General features: G+C 62.1%; 17 protein-coding genes. 12 read left to right on the top strand and 5 right to left on the bottom strand.

The features are described 5' to 3' along the window. Positions 1–12 precede the first annotated feature (12 nt). Genes J2S67_RS08480 through J2S67_RS08465 form a run of 4 tightly spaced genes read left to right on the top strand, consistent with a single transcriptional unit; the run spans position 13 to position 6180 of the window. Positions 13–1305 (top strand): MFS transporter, encoded by a 1293-nt coding sequence (locus tag J2S67_RS08480; protein WP_310248164.1) that lies wholly within the window; start codon positions 13–15, stop codon positions 1303–1305. A 38-nt stretch (positions 1306–1343) separates the two neighbouring features. Then, positions 1344–2099 (top strand): phosphoribosylanthranilate isomerase, encoded by a 756-nt coding sequence (locus tag J2S67_RS08475; RefSeq protein ID WP_310248161.1) that lies wholly within the window; start codon positions 1344–1346, stop codon positions 2097–2099. Continuing rightward, the gene (locus J2S67_RS08470; RefSeq protein WP_310248159.1) at positions 2096–2890 is read left to right on the top strand and encodes an ABC transporter ATP-binding protein; all 795 of its coding nucleotides are present in this window, start codon (positions 2096–2098) and stop codon (positions 2888–2890) included. The genes J2S67_RS08475 and J2S67_RS08470 overlap by 4 nt, the downstream gene beginning before the upstream one ends. After that, positions 2887–6180, top strand: coding sequence for a hypothetical protein (locus tag J2S67_RS08465; RefSeq protein ID WP_310248157.1), 3294 nt, complete (start codon positions 2887–2889; stop codon positions 6178–6180). The genes J2S67_RS08470 and J2S67_RS08465 overlap by 4 nt, the downstream gene beginning before the upstream one ends. A gap of 10 nt (positions 6181–6190) precedes the next feature. Here the strand turns inward: J2S67_RS08465 and J2S67_RS08460 are convergent, their stop codons facing one another. Then, a complete protein-coding gene (locus J2S67_RS08460) occupies positions 6191–7147 on the bottom strand; it encodes a DUF7010 family protein (protein ID WP_310248155.1) in 957 nt (318 codons plus the stop codon). A gap of 35 nt (positions 7148–7182) precedes the next feature. Between J2S67_RS08460 and rlmN the strand changes: the two genes are divergently transcribed. Further along, positions 7183–8421, top strand: a complete 1239-nt coding sequence (gene rlmN, locus J2S67_RS08455) for a 23S rRNA (adenine(2503)-C(2))-methyltransferase RlmN (protein WP_239447140.1) — start codon at positions 7183–7185, stop codon at positions 8419–8421. A gap of 139 nt (positions 8422–8560) precedes the next feature. Next, the gene (gene trxA / locus J2S67_RS08450) at positions 8561–8941 is read left to right on the top strand and encodes a thioredoxin (protein ID WP_070491612.1); all 381 of its coding nucleotides are present in this window, start codon (positions 8561–8563) and stop codon (positions 8939–8941) included. 283 nt (positions 8942–9224) lie between these two features. On the opposite strand, the gene purB is transcribed toward trxA, so the two are convergent. Next, positions 9225–10637, bottom strand: coding sequence for an adenylosuccinate lyase (gene purB, locus J2S67_RS08445; protein ID WP_310248151.1), 1413 nt, complete (start codon positions 10635–10637; stop codon positions 9225–9227). 146 nt (positions 10638–10783) lie between these two features. Between purB and J2S67_RS08440 the strand changes: the two genes are divergently transcribed. After that, positions 10784–11077, top strand: a complete 294-nt coding sequence (locus J2S67_RS08440; protein WP_035756384.1) for a hypothetical protein — start codon at positions 10784–10786, stop codon at positions 11075–11077. Then, positions 11074–12489, top strand: a complete 1416-nt coding sequence (locus J2S67_RS08435; RefSeq protein WP_310248149.1) for an alpha/beta hydrolase family protein — start codon at positions 11074–11076, stop codon at positions 12487–12489. The genes J2S67_RS08440 and J2S67_RS08435 overlap by 4 nt, the downstream gene beginning before the upstream one ends. A 12-nt stretch (positions 12490–12501) precedes the next feature. Here J2S67_RS08435 and J2S67_RS08430 read toward each other — a convergent pair whose 3' ends face one another. Further along, positions 12502–12903 carry a phage holin family protein gene (locus J2S67_RS08430; RefSeq protein ID WP_310248146.1) on the bottom strand — a complete coding sequence of 134 codons (402 nt, stop codon included), beginning with the start codon at positions 12901–12903 and terminating at the stop codon, positions 12502–12504. 206 nt (positions 12904–13109) lie between these two features. On the opposite strand from J2S67_RS08430, the gene J2S67_RS08425 reads away from it, so the two are divergent. The 4 genes from J2S67_RS08425 (at position 13110) to J2S67_RS08410 (ending at position 18076) form a co-directional block, all read left to right on the top strand. After that, the gene (locus tag J2S67_RS08425; RefSeq protein WP_310248144.1) at positions 13110–14219 is read left to right on the top strand and encodes a histidinol-phosphate transaminase; all 1110 of its coding nucleotides are present in this window, start codon (positions 13110–13112) and stop codon (positions 14217–14219) included. A gap of 234 nt (positions 14220–14453) precedes the next feature. Further along, positions 14454–15653, top strand: a complete 1200-nt coding sequence (locus tag J2S67_RS08420; RefSeq protein WP_310248142.1) for a thiamine pyrophosphate-dependent dehydrogenase E1 component subunit alpha — start codon at positions 14454–14456, stop codon at positions 15651–15653. A gap of 17 nt (positions 15654–15670) precedes the next feature. Further along, complete coding sequence (locus J2S67_RS08415) at positions 15671–16636, top strand: alpha-ketoacid dehydrogenase subunit beta (RefSeq protein ID WP_101630905.1); 966 nt, start codon at positions 15671–15673, stop codon at positions 16634–16636. A 21-nt stretch (positions 16637–16657) separates the two neighbouring features. Beyond that, positions 16658–18076: a dihydrolipoamide acetyltransferase family protein gene (locus J2S67_RS08410; protein ID WP_310248139.1), complete on the top strand. Its 1419-nt coding sequence runs from the start codon at positions 16658–16660 to the stop codon at positions 18074–18076. A gap of 34 nt (positions 18077–18110) precedes the next feature. Here the strand turns inward: J2S67_RS08410 and J2S67_RS08405 are convergent, their stop codons facing one another. Together J2S67_RS08405 and J2S67_RS08400 are read right to left on the bottom strand one after the other, a co-directional pair. After that, on the bottom strand, positions 18111–19112 hold the full coding sequence (locus tag J2S67_RS08405) for an IS481 family transposase (protein ID WP_310248136.1): 1002 nt from the start codon (positions 19110–19112) through the stop codon (positions 18111–18113). 69 nt (positions 19113–19181) lie between these two features. Beyond that, positions 19182–19727 (bottom strand): hypothetical protein, encoded by a 546-nt coding sequence (locus J2S67_RS08400; protein WP_005882709.1) that lies wholly within the window; start codon positions 19725–19727, stop codon positions 19182–19184. Between the last annotated feature and the right edge of the window lie 16 nt (positions 19728–19743).

Here is a 19743-nt window from a genome sequence, read left to right as displayed (position 1 = left end):
CTGAGGAGACGCATGCGCACGCGCACTTTCACCACTAAATCTGGTGCCCCGATCTCACGTATGTGGATCATGATTCTGTGTTGGACCACGGTAGCCCTGGAAGGTTTCGACCTCGTAGCGCTCGGCGCCACAACCCCGATCCTCACGAATCCAGCGGCACCGCACGCCGGCCTCACCACCGAGGCGATGACGGTCGTCGCAACCGTCTCACTCATCGGCGTTGGCGTCGGCGCGGTCGTGATCGGCCCGCTCACATACCGGTGGGGCCGCCGCCGCACACTTTTGGCGTGCGTGGCCCTCTTCAGCATCTTCACGGTCGCTCTACCGCTTATGCCCGCGTGGCAACTCATCGCGCTCTTCCGCTTGATTGCAGGTGTCGGGCTCGGCGCGTCGATGCCGGTAGCGCTGACCCTCATGCAAGAGACCATGGCCAGCGGCCGCCGCGCCCACGCCTCCACCGTGACTATGACCGGCTACCACGCCGGCGCCGTCGCCGCCTCCCTCGTCGCGCTCGCCGTCGGGAACGCATGGGAATGGGTCTTCTACATCGGCGGTGCCCTCGGCTTCGTCGTGATGCCGCTGATCTACCGTTACTTGCCGGACAGCCTCGACGCGGAACCGGTCGAAACTGGCGCCGATGCCAAGCCGGCGGCCGACACGAAGCCGGGGATCGGTGCCCTGTTCACTCACGGCCGGGCACGCTCGACGCTCGCGTTGTGGATCGCGTCCTTCATGGGCTTGCTGCTCGTGTACGGCCTTAACCAGTGGCTACCTAAGATCATGGTTTCGGCAGGCTACCCGGTCGCGGATTCGCTCGTGATGCTGTTCGTGACCAACGTCGGCGCGGTCGTGGGCTTGTTGGTCGGTGGCGCAACCGCCGACCGCTTCGGTGTCCGCGGAACCAACGCCGTCTGGTTCTTGCTGGCCGCACTGTTCTTGCTTTCGCTCGTGATCCGATTCAACAGCGGGCTTGTACTTAACGGATTCTTGCTCGTCACGGGCATCTTCGTGTTCTCTGCCCAGGTGATGCTCTACGGGTTCGTCGGCTACGTCTACCCGGCGCATCTGGTCTCCACCGGTATGGGGTTGACCGCCGGGATCGGCCGCTTCGGCGCGATCATCGGCCCAGCCATCACCGGCTGGATGATCGCATCAGGCAACGGCTACCCGGGAGTCTTCATCTTCTATGCCGGTGCCGCGGTTGTTGCGATGATTGCGGTGCTGCTCATTAGGAAACCCGAACAACCCCGGGTTGGCTTGAACTCACGTGAGACAATAACGCGAGAGGATCCAGCGCAACAATAGCTGCGCATCGAAAGCACAGCGACAAGGGGTACGTCACAGTGTTCGTCAAGATCTGTGGGATCACCACAGCCGAAGACTCACGTCACGCAGTGAGATCCGGTGCGGACGCGGTCGGGATCGTCCACTACGAACCCAGCCCCCGCCACGCAGACCACGAACAATCCCTGCGCGTAGCCGATGCCGCACGCGAAACATTCGCTGAGCACCAACGCCCGGCGCACATCGTGCTGGTTGTTTTCGACACCCCAGCGGTCGCGGCGGCCTGGGATGCGATCGAGATCGGCGCGAACGTGCTGCAACTCCACGGCAACTACAGTTCCGAGGATGTTGCGGCCGCTCGCGACGTTTTCGATAAAGCCCCCGAACTAGGTGCGGAATACGCGCCGCGGCAAGTGTGGTGGGCGACCTCCCTCAAACACCATCCCGAGGTGACCAGCGGGGACAGCGGCGAAGACGTCTTGCTGATCGATACGGCCGTACCCGGTTCAGGGAGCACATGGGACTTGGCGGCCCTTGAGAACGCGCGGCTTGTTGAACCGTGGCTTCTAGCTGGGGGACTCAACGCCCAGAACGTGGCCCAAGCCATCACTGATGCGCAGCCGTGGGGCGTGGATGTGTCCTCCGGCGTGGAATCGGAACGCGGCATTAAGTCGATGAACAAGATCGCAGAGTTCATCCACAACGCCAAAACCGCCCACGCCCGCCTCAACGCAGGCTTCCACGCCGCCCACGCACCCGAACACGACGCCGACGCGCCCGAGCACGACGACGATGACGCGGAGGGCCGCTCATGAGGCCCCGCCGCACCGCGCCTGAGGCCCCACCGAAATCCGCGGTGGTTGTCGACAAGGTCTCTAAGAGTTATGGGGTGGGGGACGCCCGTGCGAAGGCCCTCGACGACATTTCTTTCGAGGTGAGCCCGGGCGAGCTCGTGATGATTACGGGGCCTTCGGGGTCCGGTAAGTCCTCGATCCTGTCCTTGATGGGCGGGCTGCAGCGCCCGGATTCTGGCCGCATCCACATCGCTGGCACTAACCTATTTGGCTTGACCCGCACGCAGGCGGCACGCTTGCGGCGCAGGGCGATCGGTTTCGTGTTCCAGGACCACAACCTCATCGACATTCTCACAGCGGCAGAGAACGTCGCGTTGCCGCTCGAATTGGATGGTGTGCGGCCGCGTGCCGCGCGGGTTGCCGCGCTGGAAACACTCGATGCGGTGGGGCTTAAAGACGCCGCAGACCGGTGGGTCATGGAGTTACCTGCCGGGTATCAGCAACGGGTCGCTATTGCGCGCGCGATCGTCGGTGAGAAGTACGTGGTCCTCGCGGATGAGCCGACCGGTGCGCTCGATCAGGCGGCCGGCCTTGAAACGATGAAGCTGTTGCGTTTGCAAGCGGACGCGGGCTCGGCGGTGATTGTGGTGACGCACGAGCCTGAGACCCTGCCGTGGGGTGACCGGGTCATCGAACTGAGCGACGGCAAGATCGTTTCTGACGCGACGGTCGCGGCACGTTCCGCTGAAGCGTTGCTGAAACTCGAAACGGGCGCTATCAACCTTGATGCTCCGCTGGGTGGGGCCGAGTGAAACACAGAGCGTCCGGCCCGTTGACGGAACCCAACCCGCGGCACAGTTTCCGTTACACGCCGTGGCGGTTGGCGATGCGCATCATCCGCACCAATCCGATGCGGCACGGGATCATCGCATTGATCGTCGCTGTTCCCGTGTTCCTTGTGGGCACCATCGGGACCCTGCTTTATTCCTCGGGTAAGCCTTCTCCGACTGAGTACGCCAACCGGTTGCTGACCGGTTTCGATGGGGTCCTCATCGACCCATCGGATCCCACGTTCAGCCTCGCGCAGTCCATGACGAGCAACAGCACCGCCGGCAACAGCGGCGCTGATTCGGCCGCGGGCGCATCGGGTCCCGCCGCAACGGATTCGGGCGTCACAGACTCCGGGGCAGCGGGCTCTGAGGAAGATCCGGCGTCCACATTCCCAGCACCTGCTAACCCGAACATCCGGTTGGATGCGCAGAAGCTCGCGGACATGGGCATCGACGTGGGGCAGGCCGATCACGAGGCCGGCCAGCACACGCTGTGCGGGAAGCCGCCGTGTGAGCTCGGTAGGGTCATCCCGCCGGGCGTGTCCGTGACGACCGTTGAGACGGTCACGGTGGATTTGCTGGGGTTGGGCCAGCATTCGACGGTCCAGACCGTGATCGCGGACTTCAACAACCCTAAACTCACCGGCGAGGACGCCCGTTTCACTCTGTTGAACGGCAAGGTAGCTGACTCGGGTGCGGATGAGGTCATGGTGACCCCGCAACTGGCGAGGCTTTTGGAGCAGGCGCGTGAGCGTGCCGAGGCGCGCGGTAAGAGCACCACGTCCGCAGGTCAGGTGGGGATCCTCGGTCCGGGCGGTACCGGCCAGGACGGGACGTATCAGACGTTCAAGATCACCGGCGAGGTTGTGGACAATACGGAGGGCTGGCCGCAGCTGTCTAATATTTTGCGGCTGGAACCGAATTCGGAGCCGATCCTGTTTGTTCAGGAAGGTAGCCCGATCGCGAAGCAGCTTTCCGGTAAGGGTACCCAGCGCCTGTATTTGAGCGGTGATGTGCCGGATACGTACGCGCAGTTCCTCGCTTTTGATCGCGCAGGTGTTCCGGCTTTGTTCCGCCCCGTCGTGGATGAATACGGGCATGCGACGAACAAGAAAACCATCGACCTTCTCTACCCGTTCACGAGCATGTCGGACACGGACCGCGCTTTGCCGGTGGGGATCTTGGCGATTGTCGCCTTCGGTGAGGCGATCCTGTTGAGCGGTTTCGCGTTGACGATCTCCGCCCGCCGGCAGGGTGCGTTGCTTCGCAAGCTGTCCACGATGGGCGCTGAGCCTGCCGTGTTGCGTCGCGTGGTGCTTTTGGTGGGCCTCACGTGTGGCGCTGCGGGCTCGTTGCTGGGTGGCGCGCTGGGCGCGCTCGCGGGACGGATCTGGATCGGTTTGGCACAGGCCCGGCACGTTCCAACGTACGGGCTGCACATTCCGTGGGAGGCCATCTTCTTCGCGGCGGCGTTGGCTTTGTTGGCGGCGTGGGTGACCTCGTGGTGGGTTGGTGTGCGGGCTTCGCGCCGCGCACTTGATGTGGCTCCGGCCGTCGAGGTTGAGACGGTGCATCCGGTGCGTTCGATGTATCAGTGGGTCGGCTGGACGCTTGTGACCATCGGCCTGATCGGTTCGATCGCGTTGACGATTCACGGGATGTCGATCGAGACGGAAGAGCAGCTCAAGACCGCGCAGGCTCTGCTGGGTGGGGGCCAGGTACTGGCGTTGTTCTTCATGCTCGCTGGCGTCATGTTTTTGCTTCCGCTGGTGGCGAGCTCCTTCTCTAAGTGGGACCGATATTTGCCGTTCGCGCTGCGTTTCTCGGTGCGTGACATCAGCCGCCGCCGAGGGCGTTCGGTACCCGTTTTGGCTGTGGTTGTTTCGATCACGGTGGTGGGCGTGTACGGGATCATGTTGCTTGCGGTGACCAAGGCATCGCTGGTTGCGCCGTCGGCGGACGCTCTGGCTCCGGATGAACGTACCGGCTGGATCGCGGTGGATGACCGCACGACGTTGGAACGTAAGGCACTCACTCAAGGCCAGATTGAGGACCGCGAGATCACGGTTGAGGAATTGGCCGCTAACGAGGGCATCTATGCTGGTGGCGCGGCCGGTGTCCACACCAAGATCGCTGAAATCATGCAGATCCCTGGCGCTCCGCAGGCTGAACGAGGCTGGGAGGTTTATCAGCCGATGCCTACCTGCGCCACGCAGTTCTCGAGCTCGTGTACTGAGCTGTACCCGATGTATCCGGTGGGTAGCTTATGCAGTTTGCCGGTCCCTACGAACACGACGTTGGAAGGCCGGGTGGATGCTTTGTCGAACGAGATAGCCCAGCTGACCCGGCAGCAGAAGACTAAGTGTGGTGGTGCGGCCTCCGGGGTGATCCCTGAGATTGACCTGCAATATCCGACGCAGACGGTTGTGGTGGTGGACCCTGAACGCCCGGAGACGATGCCGAGCTCGCTGTGGGGCGAAGACGAAGGCGCCGAACGCGCCTTGCGTGAGGGGCAAGCGTTGGTCTTTGACCCTCAATACCTCGCCGCTGACGGCACCGTACGGTTGGGTGAGTTCAGCATGAATCCGGCCGATGAGGGCATCAGCATCGGTAAGGGCGCTGACCCCGACGTCGGCGTCAGTTCGCTCAATGTTCGGTGGCCGCTGTGGGCTCCATTGACTGAGCGGCGCTTGCAGGCCGAGGTGTATCAGCCGACAAGCATGGGTGCACACCCGATTGTTGTGGTGCCGTCCACAGCGCTTGAGGGGACCAAGCAGCGGATGGGCTTGGGCGGCTTGCTGGTCAAGTTCAATGAGCCGATCACAGATTCACAGACGCAACTGGTCAACGAAGAGCTCACGACCTCGAACCTTCAGATGGATACGAACGCGAACCTAGAGCCGGTGGCTGACCCGTTCACGTGGCCGGTCACAGGTGGCGCGGCTCTCATGATCATCACGGTCGCATCCTTGGCGGCCGGGATCGGGATCACCGACGCCCGCCGTGAACAACTCTTGGTTATGGTCATGGGGGCCACGGGTTCACTACGCCGCAGGTTCTCCGCGATTCAAGCGTTCGTGCTCTCGACCCTGGGGGTGGTGCTCGGTATAGCGGTGGCGCTGCCTCCGTTGATCGGCTACGGCCTCGTTGACCTCTACACGTTCACGTGGATCCCATGGACGCAACTGATCGCCCTGTTGCTCGCGGTCCCCGTGGGATCCACGCTGGTCGCGTGGGTCATGGTCCCACGGTTGCCGCTACAACACGTCTAAACGCCTGACGTTAGGGGCGTGGTGGGCGCGGTGGCTGCCCGCCCAGCGAACCTGCCTCAGGGGAGCCAGCATCGGGAGAACCTGCGTTCGGTGTGGAGGTGCCAGGGGTCTTCGGTGCGCCCTCTTGCATGCTCTTGCGCCCGTCCTTGCGCGCGGGATCCTTCACCGAGCCCTTAGCCGCATCGTTCCGCGCCGCATCGTTGTTGGTCGCGACGGTCTTCTGTTCGGCCTTCTTCCCTGCACCGTTCTTCTCAGCCTCAGCGTTGCGCACGGAACCGGCCTTGCCGTCAGCGTCCTTACGTTCCGCATCCTTCGTGTCAGCGGATGGCTTAGCGGAGGTGGAGAGTTCGGCGGCTTGGGTCATCGACGGAACACTGCCGTCGGCAGGCAAGAGGTTTCCGGAACGCAGGATCAGCGGGCCGAACAGTGTGAACATGACAACGCCGATCAGGCCGGCCCACGGAAGAATCGCGGGCAGCGCGAACCACAACAGAACAGGGATCAGGATCAGCAAGCCACCGAAGAGCCAGTGGATCCGCATACCGTACAAGGTCGCATCGGGGAGAGCAGCGGCGGCCCAGCCAACCATCGCGGCAGCGAAGAACGCTTCCGGGATTTTCGTGGCCATCGCCATCGCGGCCAAAACACACACCACGGGGATCGCGGCGTTAGCGAGCGCGAGCCCACGCAACGGGTTCTCGCTAGGAAGCCACGCAGGGCCACCCAAGAGCTTCAGCAGCGCCCACGTGATCGGCTGAGCCACCACGGCGCCAACCAGCAACGCGATCTGGCCAGTGATAGGGGAGCCCCACTGGAACAAGGCGGCGGCAACACCCCACCACGCAGCCAAAACGAGGAAAGAAATACCGCCTCCGCGCATCACGGCGCGGGCCTGCCGCTGCGCGGGTTCTAACGTGAAAGCACCCGTGTGAGTGGGTTTTGTGGGGAGAGCTTGTTCCTTGATCATGTCTCCAACCTACCGCGTGGGATGATGGAGACACCATGAGCACTTCCAAGAAACCCTCGCAGAAGCATCCGCAGTCCGCTCCATCCAAGCGTCAGCGTCCGCAGGTTCGACCCACTGCGGAGGGCTGGAAGCAGCCGATGGGCCCCGACGGCCGCCCGACACTCCAGTTCGCGCAACGGCCACGTGTCAAGCAGCCGCCGCAGCATCTTGCCGACATGACGCTTGCTGAGCGGCAAGAGAAAATGAAGGAACTTGGCCTGCCGGCGTTCCGAGCCAAGCAGGTTTCCACACACTACTTTCAGCACTACACGGATCAGACGGAAGAGATGACGGACCTTCCGAAGGATAAGCGTGAAGCGATCGGGGAGGTGTTCTTCCCGCCGTTATTGACCGAGGTCCGCAGGCTCGTGACGGATGACGGGGCGACCATCAAGTTCTTGTGGCGGCTCTTCGACGGCGCCCTCGTTGAGTCCGTTCTGATGCGGTACCCGAACCGCATCACGCTGTGTATCTCATCCCAGTGCGGTTGCGGCATGAACTGCCCGTTCTGTGCGACGGGCCAGAACGGGCTGACCCGCAACATGTCTACCGCCGAGATCATCGATCAGATCGTGAAAGCCAACCGCGTGATCGCTGAGGGTGGGCTCGGTAAGATCCGCGGCGACGACCAGCCGCCAGCCCGCGTGAACAACATCGTTTTCATGGGGATGGGGGAGCCGCTAGCCAACTATAAGCGTGTGATGAATGCGGTGCATCGTATGATCGCCGATGCGCCGGAAGGGCTCGGGATGTCCGCCCGCGGCATCACGATCTCCACCGTGGGCTTGGAGCCGGGCATCCGCAAGCTCGCCGCAGAGAACCTGCAGGTGCGTTTCGCGCTGTCCCTGCACGCCCCGGACGATGACCTGCGTGATGACCTGATCCCGGTGAACTCCCGCTGGAAGGTCGATGAGGTCCTGGATGCCGCCTACAACTATTTCGAGACCACGGGCCGCCGCGTTTCGATCGAATACGCGCTGATCAAAGACATGAACGATCACGGCTGGCGTGCCGACCTGCTCGCCAAGAAGCTCAACGAGCGCGGCCGAGGCTGGGCGCACGTGAACCCGATCCCGCTCAACCCCACCCCAGGCTCGATCTGGACATCCTCAACAAAGGAAGTCACCCGCGAATTCATCCAGCGCCTCGAGGCCGCCGGAATCCCGACCACGTTGCGCGACACCCGCGGCAAAGAGATCGACGGCGCATGCGGCCAGCTCGCCGCCGCTGAGTAACGCTGCGCTGAGTAGCGCTGTGCTCGGGTAGTTGCCTGGGCGCCACCGTGGGTCACCGTGCAGCGCCTGCGGAATAGCGGGCCCCGCGTCCCGGTTGTATAGCGGGAGACGATGTATCGATCACGTAAGGAGCCAACCCATGGCGACGTTCGAATTGACTGGCGAGAAGTTCCAGGAGACGGTTCAGGCTGAAGGCATCACGATCGTCGATTTCTGGGCTGAATGGTGCGGGCCGTGCAAGCAGTTCGCCCCGATCTTCGAGGCCACGTCTGAGAAGCATCCGGATGTTCGTTTCGCGAAGGTAGACACTGAGGCCGAACAAGGCCTGGCTGCAGCCGCTCAGATCACGTCGATCCCAACGCTCATGGTGTTCCGTGACGGGATCCTCGTATTCCGTCAGGCAGGCGCACTGCCAGCTGCAGCGCTGGAGGACATCCTGGGGCAGGTCAAGGAACTCGACATGGACGAGGTGCGGCGCAAGATCGCCGAAGAGGAAGCCCAAGCTGACTCCGCAGAGTAGATCTAGAGTAGATCTGCCTTGTAGCGGGTTGAGCGGCGCCGTGCGCGCGAGCGCCCCGCGATCCCCGGTTTAGAAACCTCGAGCTTAGAAACCCAGGCTTAAATGACGAAGGCCCCGGCCGATTCTTTCGGCTGGGGCCTTCTGCGTCATCACTCGCACCCTTGAGGTGTCTACGACACTACCCGCATATCCTGGTGAGATCCTTGAGCACTCCAGGGTAAACCTGTAAAAGTACCTGTGAGAATCCTGGGAGTCGATGCTTTCGGTGCCCGGCAGCGTTGGGTTAGACGCGTTGCGAGACCCAGTCGACCAGTTGGTCCGCTAGGCCGGTGTAGGTCTGTGGGGTCAGGTTCAGGAGGCGTTCTTCCGCATCGGCGCTCAGGCCGAGGCTCTTGACGAATTCGCGCATGCGTTCGCCGTCTACGCGGTGGCCGCGGGTGAGGTCTTTGAGGCGTTCGTATGGGTTGTCCATGCCTTCGACCCCCGCGATCGCTTCGGCGCGCATCACGGTCTGTACTGCTTCGCCGAGGACTTCCCAGTTCTCATCGAGGTCAGCGGCGATCACGTCCACTGCGGTGTCGAGGCGTTCGAGGCCCTTGGACACGTTGCTGATGGCAAGTAGCGAGTGGCCGATTGCGGTGCCGATGTTGCGTTGGCTCGAGGAGTCTGTCAGGTCGCGCTGCCAGCGGGACTGCACGAGTGTTGAGGCAAGCGTGTTGAGCAGCCCGTTGGAGATTTCGAGGTTGGCTTCTGCGTTTTCGAAGCGGATCGGGTTGATCTTGTGCGGCATTGTGGATGAGCCGGTTGCGCCTTCAACGGGGATCTGCTGGAAGAACCGGATGGAGATGTAGCTCCAGATGTCGGTGCAGAGGTTGTGCAGAATCTGGTTGAAGCGTGCGATGTCGGAGTACAGTTCCGCTTGCCAGTCGTGGTTTTCGATCTGGGTTGTGAGCGGGTTCCAGCTCAGCCCGAGGCCTTCGACGAAGCCGCGCGAGATGGACTGCCAGTCCACTGCTGGTGCGGCGGCGAGGTGTGCCGCGTAGGTTCCGGTGGCGCCGTTGATTTTGCCGAGGTATTCGGTGTTCTGGATGCGGCGCAGCTGGCGGGCGAGGCGGTAGGCGAAGACCGCGATCTCCTTGCCGAGGGTGGACGGGGTGGCTGGCTGGCCGTGGGTGCGCGAGAGCATCGGCGTTTCTCGGTCAGCTTCTGCCATCTCGGACAGTTGGTTCACCAAGTCCCACGCGGCTGGCAGCCAGACGTCTTGGATCGCGTCGCGGATGCCGAGCGCGTAGGAGAGGTTGTTGATGTCCTCTGAGGTGCATGCGAAGTGCACGAGCGCTTTGAGGTGTTCTAGGCCGAGGGCTTCCAGGCGGCGGCCGATGTAGTATTCGACGGCTTTGACGTCGTGTACGGTGACGGCTTCGATTTCTGCGAGTTCAGTAACGGAATCGGTGTTGAAGTCGGTCACGATGGCGCGCAGGCCGGACTTCTGTTCGTCCGTGAGTGGTTTGAGGCCGGGTAAGACGCTGTTTTCGCACAGGTAGATGAACCATTCGACTTCTACGTGGATGCGGTTGCGGTTCAGTGCGGCCTCGGACAAGTGGTCGATGAGGCCGGCGACTGCGGAACGGTAGCGGCCGTCGAGGGAGCTGAGGGCGAGTGTGGAGTCGGACAAGGAAACACGAGAGGCAGACATGCCCCTATTGTCCCATGACTCGCCCCAGCGCGGGGTTTCGTTGCCCACAAGCGCCTCAAGCAGAGCATCTTATCCACATGCCCTCCCGGGGGAGGGTGCAGGTTTCTACCGTTGAGGAAACGCTACGAAAACGGAAGGAGGCCGTGATGCATGCGTTGAACGATCTGCGTATCAGCGTTGAGTGTTATATCCACATGTTGTATGGCATGGAGTCTGATGTCACAGCGGCTCATGCGGCTGTGAATCGGTGTCAGATTCCGGATTGGAAAGGGAAAGCTAAGCACCGCTACGAATCGGCACGAGATGAGGCATCGCTCATCATGCACGGTGCTGGAGCGTCCTTGAAGGATGTGCAGGCTTGTGCAGCGGCAGCTTTAGCGGCCATCAACGAGCAGCGCATCAGGTTGGGAATCGGGCTAGACCTGACGGGGGTGCAGTGACGGTGGTTGTGGCGAGTGGTTTGACCGTGGGTAATGGCCCCGGTGGTAACGACGCAGGCGGCAACGGTGCCGGTGGGGACCACGGGATGCAGGTGTTTGGCGGTGGTCACTCGATAGAGGTTGTGAGCGGTTCACTCAAACTAGCTGCCGGCGAGATGCGAGCCTATCAACCAGATTGGGGGCGTTTGAGCAGGGCGTGCTCAGACGTGCCGGAGGGGAACGGCCTGCAGGGGGACGAGTATCTTGAGATCTTTCGCGCGTTGCAACAGGTTAGAGAGGCGGCACGCAAGGCTTCTGAACAGATGATGCATTCCTCTGCTAGCGTCGACAAACTTGAACAGAGCCTGAGTCGCGCGGCAGAGAATTATGAGCAAGCTGAATCGCAGAACCTGTCCACGATCGGGTACGCGGATACGGACGCATCAGTGGGGGCTGTCCTCAATATGATGCAGGCGATGCCGGAGTGGAAAGAGGAAATGGCGATTTTAGCTTTCACCATTTACTCACCCGGGTTGCTCAGCATGAACCTGCGAAACGAAATGAATGCGGCTGAGCTGAAAAAAGTCGGTGCTAGGACTGTCAGAACTCTGTTCTCCGTGTTGTTCGATTTCGCCCCGAACATTGTGGTGGCAGGAAAAGAAGAGGTAACAACTATGCGTACGGATGCTACGAAACTCACCACATGGATTGAACACCAACAACTGGCAGGGGAAGGCCACGGTTCCATTATGGTGAGTAAAGCTGTGACTTCGTCCGGGGAACACAGGTGGATTGTCACGATTCCAGGAACCAACATGTCCGGGGGCTCAACGTGGGGATTGCGACGTATGGCTCAAGCATTCGACAACAACACCGACGACGTGCGCAACGCAGTCGAAGCAGCCCTCAAAGAAGCTGGCGCGATGCCGGGGGACGGCGTGTATCTGAATGGCCATTCGCAAGGTGGGACGCATTCCTTGAACCTGGCGCACGACCAAGAGTTCAAAGAACAGTACAAGCTCAAAGGAACGTTTACGGCGGGCGCCCCTCACGGGGATGACGATCCGCCAACGGATGCGCCGCAATTGATGCTGATCGACCCTGATGATGCGATTCCAGCACTCGGGGCAACTGCCCCGCTCAAAGTTTCACCGAATCGCGTTGCCGTGTTCTCTAAGAGTAGGGATCGGGTCGCATCCAGCAAACCTGACTTGCTCGGTTCAGACCACGGCTCCCATAACTATCTCGACCATGCCCGGGTGGCCGATGGAGTCCAAGACACCGCACTCTCGGACATTAAGAAGCAGATGGAACTCGATGATCTGAAGATCACCGAAACCTACCGCTTCAAAACCTCCAACGGCTCAAAGGTTCGATTACCTCCTATAATCCCGCCACCCACAGTCTTGCGGCCGCTCCGTATACGCTTCTGAACCGGGTGCAGGTCAGGCTCCCAGGCGGAGCGCGCGCATCGTCAAACCGATGAGTGCGGACACGATCGAGACGATGAGCGCACCCAGGATGCCGTCCCAGAAGAACGAGCCAATCGAGAACACGATCAGGCCCGTGAGGTTGGAAAGCCACGCCGTGAGCTCAAACAACAGCGCGTTGACCACGAGCGCGAAAAGACCCAACGTCAAGCAATAGAGCGGAATCGAAATAATCCGAATGAACTTCCCCAAAGCCGCGTTGACAACGCCGAACAACGCTCCCGCGAAAAGATAGGAGGCCATCACAGAACCCGAATGATCCGAACCATTAACAGGGCCGATGTGGATACCGCTGACGATAGAAGCCGCCGCAGCAAGCGCAAGCGCGTTGACGATAGCACTAATCAAGAGACGCATAGATACAGCATCCCACGCTGCCCTCAACAGATCCTCAACCCCGAGTATGAATCGAGGCAAAATTCAAGCGAAACTCATAGACGAGCTGGCATCGCCACGAGAAGAAAGCGACGCATCATACGAAGCAAGTCGGACACAACCGGCAATGTGTCCAGCCTCACAAACTTAAGGTGCGCGAACGTCCGTAGAAGGAATACCCTAGCGATATGTCTGATGTCACAGAAAACGCTGCAACTCCCTCACCACGCCCCGTAATCGGCCGCCTCCCCGCCTATAAAGCGGGCAAACCGCCCGTGGTGATTCCGGGACTCCAGCCCTATAAACTCTCCTCCAACGAGAATCCCGGCACCCCAGTCCCATCCGTAGCCCAAGCCATCAAGGCTTATGAGGACTACAACCGCTACCCGGACCCGCTCTCCACCAAGCTACGCAACCGGCTCGCAGAACACTTCGACATCCCAGCCGAGGACATCGTCACCGGAACCGGATCGCTTGGCGCTCTGACCCAAATCATCAACGCCTTCGCCGGAACCAACGAAGACGGCACAGGGGACGAAGTCATCTACCCGTGGCGATCCTTCGAGGCGTACCCGATCATCGTGGAAACCGCAGGCGCCACCTCGGTGCAGGTTCCCCTGACCGAAGACCACCGCATCGACCTCGATGCGATGGTGGAGGCCGTCACGGAAAACACATCCGTCATGATCCTCTGCACCCCCAACAACCCGACCGGCCCCGTGCTGCGCACCGCCGAAGTCGAAGACCTACTGAGCAAGGTCCCAACCAACGTCCTCGTCGTGATCGATGAGGCCTACCTCGAATACCTGCGCGACGATGAAGCCGTCAACGGGCTTGAGCTATACCGCAAGCACCCCAACGTGGTCGCGCTCCGCACCTTCTCCAAAGCGCACTCGCTTGCCAACCTGCGCGTCGGATACTCGGTATCCCAGCCGCACATCACCCAATACCTGCGCAAGGTCGCAGTACCTTTCGGTGTCTCCTCCGTGGCAGAAGCCGCCGCAGTCGCCTCGCTCGATGCGATTGACGAAGTGCTCGAACGCGTCGAAGAGACCGTGCAGGAACGCAATAAGGTCGTCGCTGCGCTGACGGAGCAAGGTTGGAAGATCCCAGAGACGCACGCGAACTTCGTTTGGCTCCCACTCGGTGAGCGCGCCGCAGAGTTCGCAGAGGCCGCCGGCCAGCAGGCGCTCTCGGTGCGTGCTTTCGAAGGCGAGGGCGTGCGCGTTTCCATCGGCGAACCAGAAGGAAATGCGCGCTTCATTGAGCTCTGTGCAGAGTTCATCAAGCGCAGCTAACCGCTAGATATTCCAAAAGAGGAATATCTAGGGAGGCAAACTAAATACAGCTTTGGGCCGCAGAAATACGCGATTTCTGCGGCCCAAAGCACTTCCTTTTGTGCCGTGAATGCGGGTAGGCTCACAAGGAATGTAAAAGCTAAGAAGTCATATTCCGCAGACGGAATATGAATAGCCTGTGCGGGATTCGGTTGCATCACATACGCCGCTGAATCGAAGCACGTGAGGAGCGGTATGACGGTCATCCCAGCGAACAGCGGGCCAGACTCTCGCCAGGTCATGCAACAGGTCCTGAACTCGGAGCCTGTGCAGATGCTGGATGCAGAAGGTCGGCGAATCGCCAACCCTGATTGGGACCATTGGGTCACGGACCTCACGGTCGAGGACTATCAAGAGTTCTATCGGGACATGGTGATCGCTCGCCGTGTTGACCAAGAAGGTTCAATCCTTCAGCGACAGGGTGAGCTCGTCCTGTGGGTTCCGTTGCAAGGCCAAGAGGCCGCGCAGGTCGGCGCCATTAGCGCTGCACGCTCAAGCGACTTTGTTTTCCCGACCTACCGTGAACACGCGATGGCGCTCGCTCGCGACGTGAGCATCACTGACCTTTTCCGTCTCTTCCGCGGTGAAGGCCACTCCGGATGGGATCCTAACGAGCACAATTTCCAGGTCTACACGCTCGTGCTCGCGGCCCAGACTCTGCACGCAACCGGCTACGCGATGGGCATTCAGCGGGACCAGGCCGGATGGGATCCAGCCAAGCTCGCGCAAGATGGTGAGGCTGTCATCGCATGCTTCGGTGACGGTTCGTCGTCTGAAGGCGATGTCCACGAATCCATGGTTTTCGCGGCGAGCAACCAGTCACCCGTAGTGTTCTTCTGCCAGAACAACCGGTGGGCCATTTCGGTTCCGTTCGAAACCCAATCCAAGGTCCCGCTCGCGCAGCGTGCCGCGGGTTACGGCTTCCCGAGCGTCCGTGTTGATGGCAACGATGTGCTCGCAGTCCACGCGGTGACTCAGTGGGCGCTCGAGCATGCTCGCAGCGGCAAGGGCCCGGTGCTGATCGAGGCGGAAACCTACCGCCTCGGCGCGCACACGACCGCCGACGACCCAACCAAGTACCGTGGCCGTCCGGAAGAGGAAAGCTGGGCTCCGCGTGATCCGCTCGTGCGTGCACGCACGTTCCTCGAGGAATGCGGGGTCGATGAGTCATTCTTCGACCAGGTCGAAGAACAAGCCGCAGCTCGCACCGCCGAAGTCCGCGACGCCGTCCTGAACTTTGCCGGCGCGACGCTCGACGAGCAATTCGAGCACGTCTACGCACACCCACACCCGCTCGTCGAGCAAGAGCGAGCCGAGCATCGGGCCTTCATGGAATCGCTTGAAGACGATGAAACTAACCAGGCCGACGCCGCCGACGCCGGGAAGGGGGCGTGAACGTGAGCACGCAACGCATGACTATTGCTGGCGCGATCAACGCTGGCCTGCGCCGCATCCTCGAAACCAACCCGCGCTCGCTCTTGATCGGTGAGGACATCGGCAAGCTCGGCGGCGTGTACCGCGTGACGGACGGCCTCCAGAAAGACTTCGGTGAAGACCGGGTCGTGGATTCCCCGCTCGCGGAATCCGGCATCATCGGCACGAGCATCGGCATGGCGATGCGCGGCTACCGCCCGCTCGCGGAGATCCAGTTCGACGGCTTCATTTTCCCGGCCTTCAACCAGATCACGACCCAGCTGGCCAAGATGTTCGCCCGTACGCGCGGCAGGGTCAACCTCCCCGTCGTGATCCGCGTTCCATACGGTGGCGGGATCGGTTCGGTGGAGCACCACTCTGAATCGCCGGAAGCGCTGTTCGCGCACACCGCCGGTATCCGCATCATGACGCCGTCCTCGCCACACGATGCGTACTGGATGATCCAGGAAGCGTTTGAGCTGGATGATCCGGTGATTTTCTTTGAACCGAAGCGCCGCTACTGGCTACGCGGCGAGGTCGACACCGAGAACCGCGAGGCCACGCCGGATCAGGCGATGGTCGTCCGCGAAGGCACGGATGCGACGCTGCTCGCGTGGGGCCCAGTGGTGCCTACCGCGCTCGCCGCGGCAGCAGCGCTGGAGACGGAAGACCTCGACGTCGAAGTGATCGACCTGCGCTCCCTGAACCCCATCGATTTCGACGCGATCGAAGCCTCCGTGGCTAAGACCGGCCGCCTCGTCATCGCACACGAGGCCCCAACGTTCCAGGGCCTCGGAGCGGAAATCGCGGCGCGCATCGGGCACCGTTGCTTCTACGCGTTGGAGGCCCCGATTGAGCGGGTGGGCGGCTATCACATGCCGTATCCGCCGTCGCGGGTTGAGGCAGATTATCTGCCGAACATTGACCGGATCGTTGATGCGTTGGACCGCACGTTCGAACACTAGGCACTTTGGAAGGATTTTGAGATGACGACGTTCAATTTGCCTGATGTGGGCGAGGGTCTCACTGAGGCCGACATCGTTGAGTGGAAGGTTGCGGTGGGCGATGAGGTCGCGCTGAATCAGCCTTTCGTTGAGATTGAGACCGCGAAGTCTCTGGTTGAGTTGCCGTGCCCGTTTGAGGGGACGGTGACTCGCCTGCACGCCGGGGTCGGTGAGGTGGTTGAGGTGGGTCAGCCGCTGATCGATATCGCTCGCCCGGGTGAGGAGACCGCCGACGATGCGGGTGGCGGTTCCGCTGCGTCCGCGGCTTCCGCTGGCGGTGACGAAGCCGGTGCGGCCGAGGAAGCTGGCCCGCTGGTGGGCTCTGGTCCGGTTGCGGATAAGGCGTCGTTGCGTGCTCGTCGCCGGCGTGCCCCGCAGCGTTCTGCTGAGCGTGGCGTGGAGTTTGATGGTCCGGCGGCGCGTGCTCAACGTTCACTCCCAGGGTCGGCGGATGTTCCGTCGCTCGCGAAGCCTCCGGTGCGTAAGTTGGCGCGTGATTTGGGTGTGGATCTGCGTGATGTCCCGGCGACTGGCCCTCGTGGTGAGGTGACGCGGGAGGACTTGGCGTCGTTCGCGGATAAGCGTTTGGGAACCTACCGTAGCTCGGCCCCTGCGGCGTCGAGTGAGGTTCCGCGGGGTGCTGTTGCCGCATCGTTCGGTGCGGGCGCCCAGAACGGTGTTTCGGCGGAGCCGCCTGCGGGCGAGGTCACGGTGGTTCCGGTGCGCGGCGTGCGCAAGGCGACCGCAGCTGCCATGGTCCGTTCTGCATTTTCGGCACCGCATGTGTCGCTATTCGTGGATGTGGACGCGACCCGCACCATGGAGTTTGTGCGCCGCTTGAAGGCTTCGCGTGACTTCGAGGGTGTCAAGGTCACCCCGCTTTTGGTGGTCGCGAAGGCCGTGATGTGGGCGGCGCAGCGTAATCCGGAGATCAACTCGACGTGGGTTGAGACGCAGAACGGCGCGGAGATCCACCAGAAGGGCTACATCAACCTTGGTATCGCGGCGTCGACGGACCGCGGCTTGATCGTCCCGAACATCAAGAACGCTGATGAGCTGAGCCTCAAGGAGCTCGCGATCGCGTTGAATGATCTTGCGCTCAACGCCCGCGACGGCAAGACCCAGCCGGAGGATATGCGCGACGGCACGATCTCGATCACGAACGTCGGAACGCTCGGCATCGATACGGGTACGCCGATCATCAACCCTCCAGAGGCGGGGATTGTTGCGTTCGGTACGGTGCGCGAGCGCCCGTGGGTGGTCGATGGCGCGGTGGTTCCACGGTATGTCACCACGGTAGGTGGCTCGTTTGATCACCGAATTGTTGACGGCGATAAGTGCGCGGTGTTCTTGGCGGATATCGCGGCGATCCTCGAGGAGCCGGCGCTGCTTCTCGACTAGTCCGCATCTGCTTGTTGTTTCTTCATCCTTACGGCTAAGTGTATGAGGCCAGGACGTTGTTGACGCGAATTGGCACGAGCGTGGCCGGCGGCTGACCGTCCGCGGCACCGTGCGGGCGGTGGTAGTTGTAGTGCAGGTTCCAGCGCTCGAGGGCGTTGGCGCGTTCGTCTTCTGAGGTCCATGTCCGTGCATAGAGGAACTCTTCGGCAAGGATCCGGTTGTACCGCTCGATCTTTCCGTTGTGGCGGGGCGTGTAGGGCGTGATCCGTTGGTGCCGCGACCCGGCCAGTGCATCGGCGAACGCTGAGGCGCGGTAACAGGATCCGTTGTCGGTCACGATCCGTTCGATGTGCGTGATGCCATGAGCCGCGAACCATGCCCGCGCTCGCGCGAGGAACGCAACGGCCGTCGCGGCCTGCTCGTTCGGCAAAGCCTCGGTGTACGCGAGGCGTGAGTAGCCGTCAATCGCTGAGTGGAGGTAGACGTAGCCGGCTCGCGTGCCGCGGGTTTTCGTCCGCGCGACGGCGCGAGCTTCCGGGCTGTCCTTGCCATGAGCCCGCCATCCGCCGCCATCGGGGATTCGGACGACCTTCTTGACGTCCAGGTGAACCATGTGGCCGGGGCACCGAGCGACAATCTTCCTCGCTTCGCGGTTACTTTCCCCGGTCGGGTCGATGAAGCGGCGCCGGTTGAGCTGCAGGTCGGTGAGGATGCGACTCACCGTGCGCCGACTGATCTGAATGCCGACCTGTTCGAGCTCGAACGTGATCCGAGCCGCTGACCACTTGTGCTCGCGCCGCATGCGTTCGACTTCGCGAACAACGACGTTGGGGGTGGCTGTCGGGGATTGCTTAGGCGTCGATGAGCGGTCGAGCAGACCGACCTCACCGAACTCACGATGGCGATGGACCCACTTTGACGCGGTAGCGCGGGAGATTCCCATCTCAGCTGCCACGTGAGCGATCGGCCGGGTCTTGCAACGCTCGACCAGCCGCCGACGTCCCTCGACTGACAGTGGCGAGTTGCGGTGAGTCATGCACGTCCTTCGAAGAATGTTCCAGTCGAGTCGCTGAGTCCCGGACCAAGCCCCCCATTCAGCCGTCGGCTACTGACCCTCGTGGTCGCCGCCTGACACGCCGAGCCCGACGTTCGTGGTGTCGCAGCAGGCCTCCGGCGATTCGGAACTGGCTCGACGCCGCCTATGGGCGGCGCCAAGGGCGAGTACTACGAGGAGGGAGATGACCGCGAGCGCCGCGATCGGCGCCGTGTGAGCCTGAACCCAGCCGGACAGGGTCGTTGAGAGCCTGGCGACACCGCCGGCACGGCCGGTCGCGACGAGGTTGTTGTCGGCGGTGGCGGCGGGCCACCAGTACCACGCGAGGTAGACGCCGGTGAGCAGCAAGACGGCGCCGGTGATCCGGGGGCCATAACTCCCGAGGCGTGCGACGTGGCGGGTTAGGCCGGTACCCGCGGCGGTGGTCGCGAGTGCGAGCAGCAGCAGGATGCTGGCTGAGCCGGCGGCGTAGACACCGAAGACCAGCAGCAGCCCCGCGTAGCTGGCGGTGGCCTGTGCCTGGGCGATGACAGCAAGGATCACTCCGAAGGTGCACGACAGGGAGGCGAGGGCGTAGCCGATCCCGAAGACCAGCATCCGGGCGGTTGGCGGA

The sequence above is a fragment of the Pseudoglutamicibacter albus genome (assembly GCF_031458175.1).
Taxonomy (GTDB): Bacteria; Actinomycetota; Actinomycetes; order Actinomycetales; family Micrococcaceae; genus Pseudoglutamicibacter; species Pseudoglutamicibacter albus.
The sequence above is the reverse complement of the archived record's forward strand: the minus strand, read 5'-3'. Positions and strand labels throughout refer to the sequence as shown.

Coding starts and splice junctions, on each gene's coding strand:
- rlmN (WP_239447140.1), top strand. CDS start 7,183: ATGAGCACTTCCAAGAAACCCTCGCAGAAGCATCCGCAGTCCGCTCCA.
- J2S67_RS08430 (WP_310248146.1), bottom strand. CDS start 12,903: ATGCGTCTCTTGATTAGTGCTATCGTCAACGCGCTTGCGCTTGCTGCG.
- J2S67_RS08400 (WP_005882709.1), bottom strand. CDS start 19,727: ATGCTGGTCTTCGGGATCGGCTACGCCCTCGCCTCCCTGTCGTGCACC.
- trxA (WP_070491612.1), top strand. CDS start 8,561: ATGGCGACGTTCGAATTGACTGGCGAGAAGTTCCAGGAGACGGTTCAG.
- J2S67_RS08440 (WP_035756384.1), top strand. CDS start 10,784: ATGCATGCGTTGAACGATCTGCGTATCAGCGTTGAGTGTTATATCCAC.
- J2S67_RS08415 (WP_101630905.1), top strand. CDS start 15,671: ATGACTATTGCTGGCGCGATCAACGCTGGCCTGCGCCGCATCCTCGAA.
- J2S67_RS08480 (WP_310248164.1), top strand. CDS start 13: ATGCGCACGCGCACTTTCACCACTAAATCTGGTGCCCCGATCTCACGT.
- purB (WP_310248151.1), bottom strand. CDS start 10,637: ATGTCTGCCTCTCGTGTTTCCTTGTCCGACTCCACACTCGCCCTCAGC.
- J2S67_RS08420 (WP_310248142.1), top strand. CDS start 14,454: ATGACGGTCATCCCAGCGAACAGCGGGCCAGACTCTCGCCAGGTCATG.
- J2S67_RS08460 (WP_310248155.1), bottom strand. CDS start 7,147: ATGATCAAGGAACAAGCTCTCCCCACAAAACCCACTCACACGGGTGCT.
- J2S67_RS08405 (WP_310248136.1), bottom strand. CDS start 19,112: ATGACTCACCGCAACTCGCCACTGTCAGTCGAGGGACGTCGGCGGCTG.
- J2S67_RS08410 (WP_310248139.1), top strand. CDS start 16,658: ATGACGACGTTCAATTTGCCTGATGTGGGCGAGGGTCTCACTGAGGCC.
- J2S67_RS08425 (WP_310248144.1), top strand. CDS start 13,110: ATGTCTGATGTCACAGAAAACGCTGCAACTCCCTCACCACGCCCCGTA.
- J2S67_RS08470 (WP_310248159.1), top strand. CDS start 2,096: ATGAGGCCCCGCCGCACCGCGCCTGAGGCCCCACCGAAATCCGCGGTG.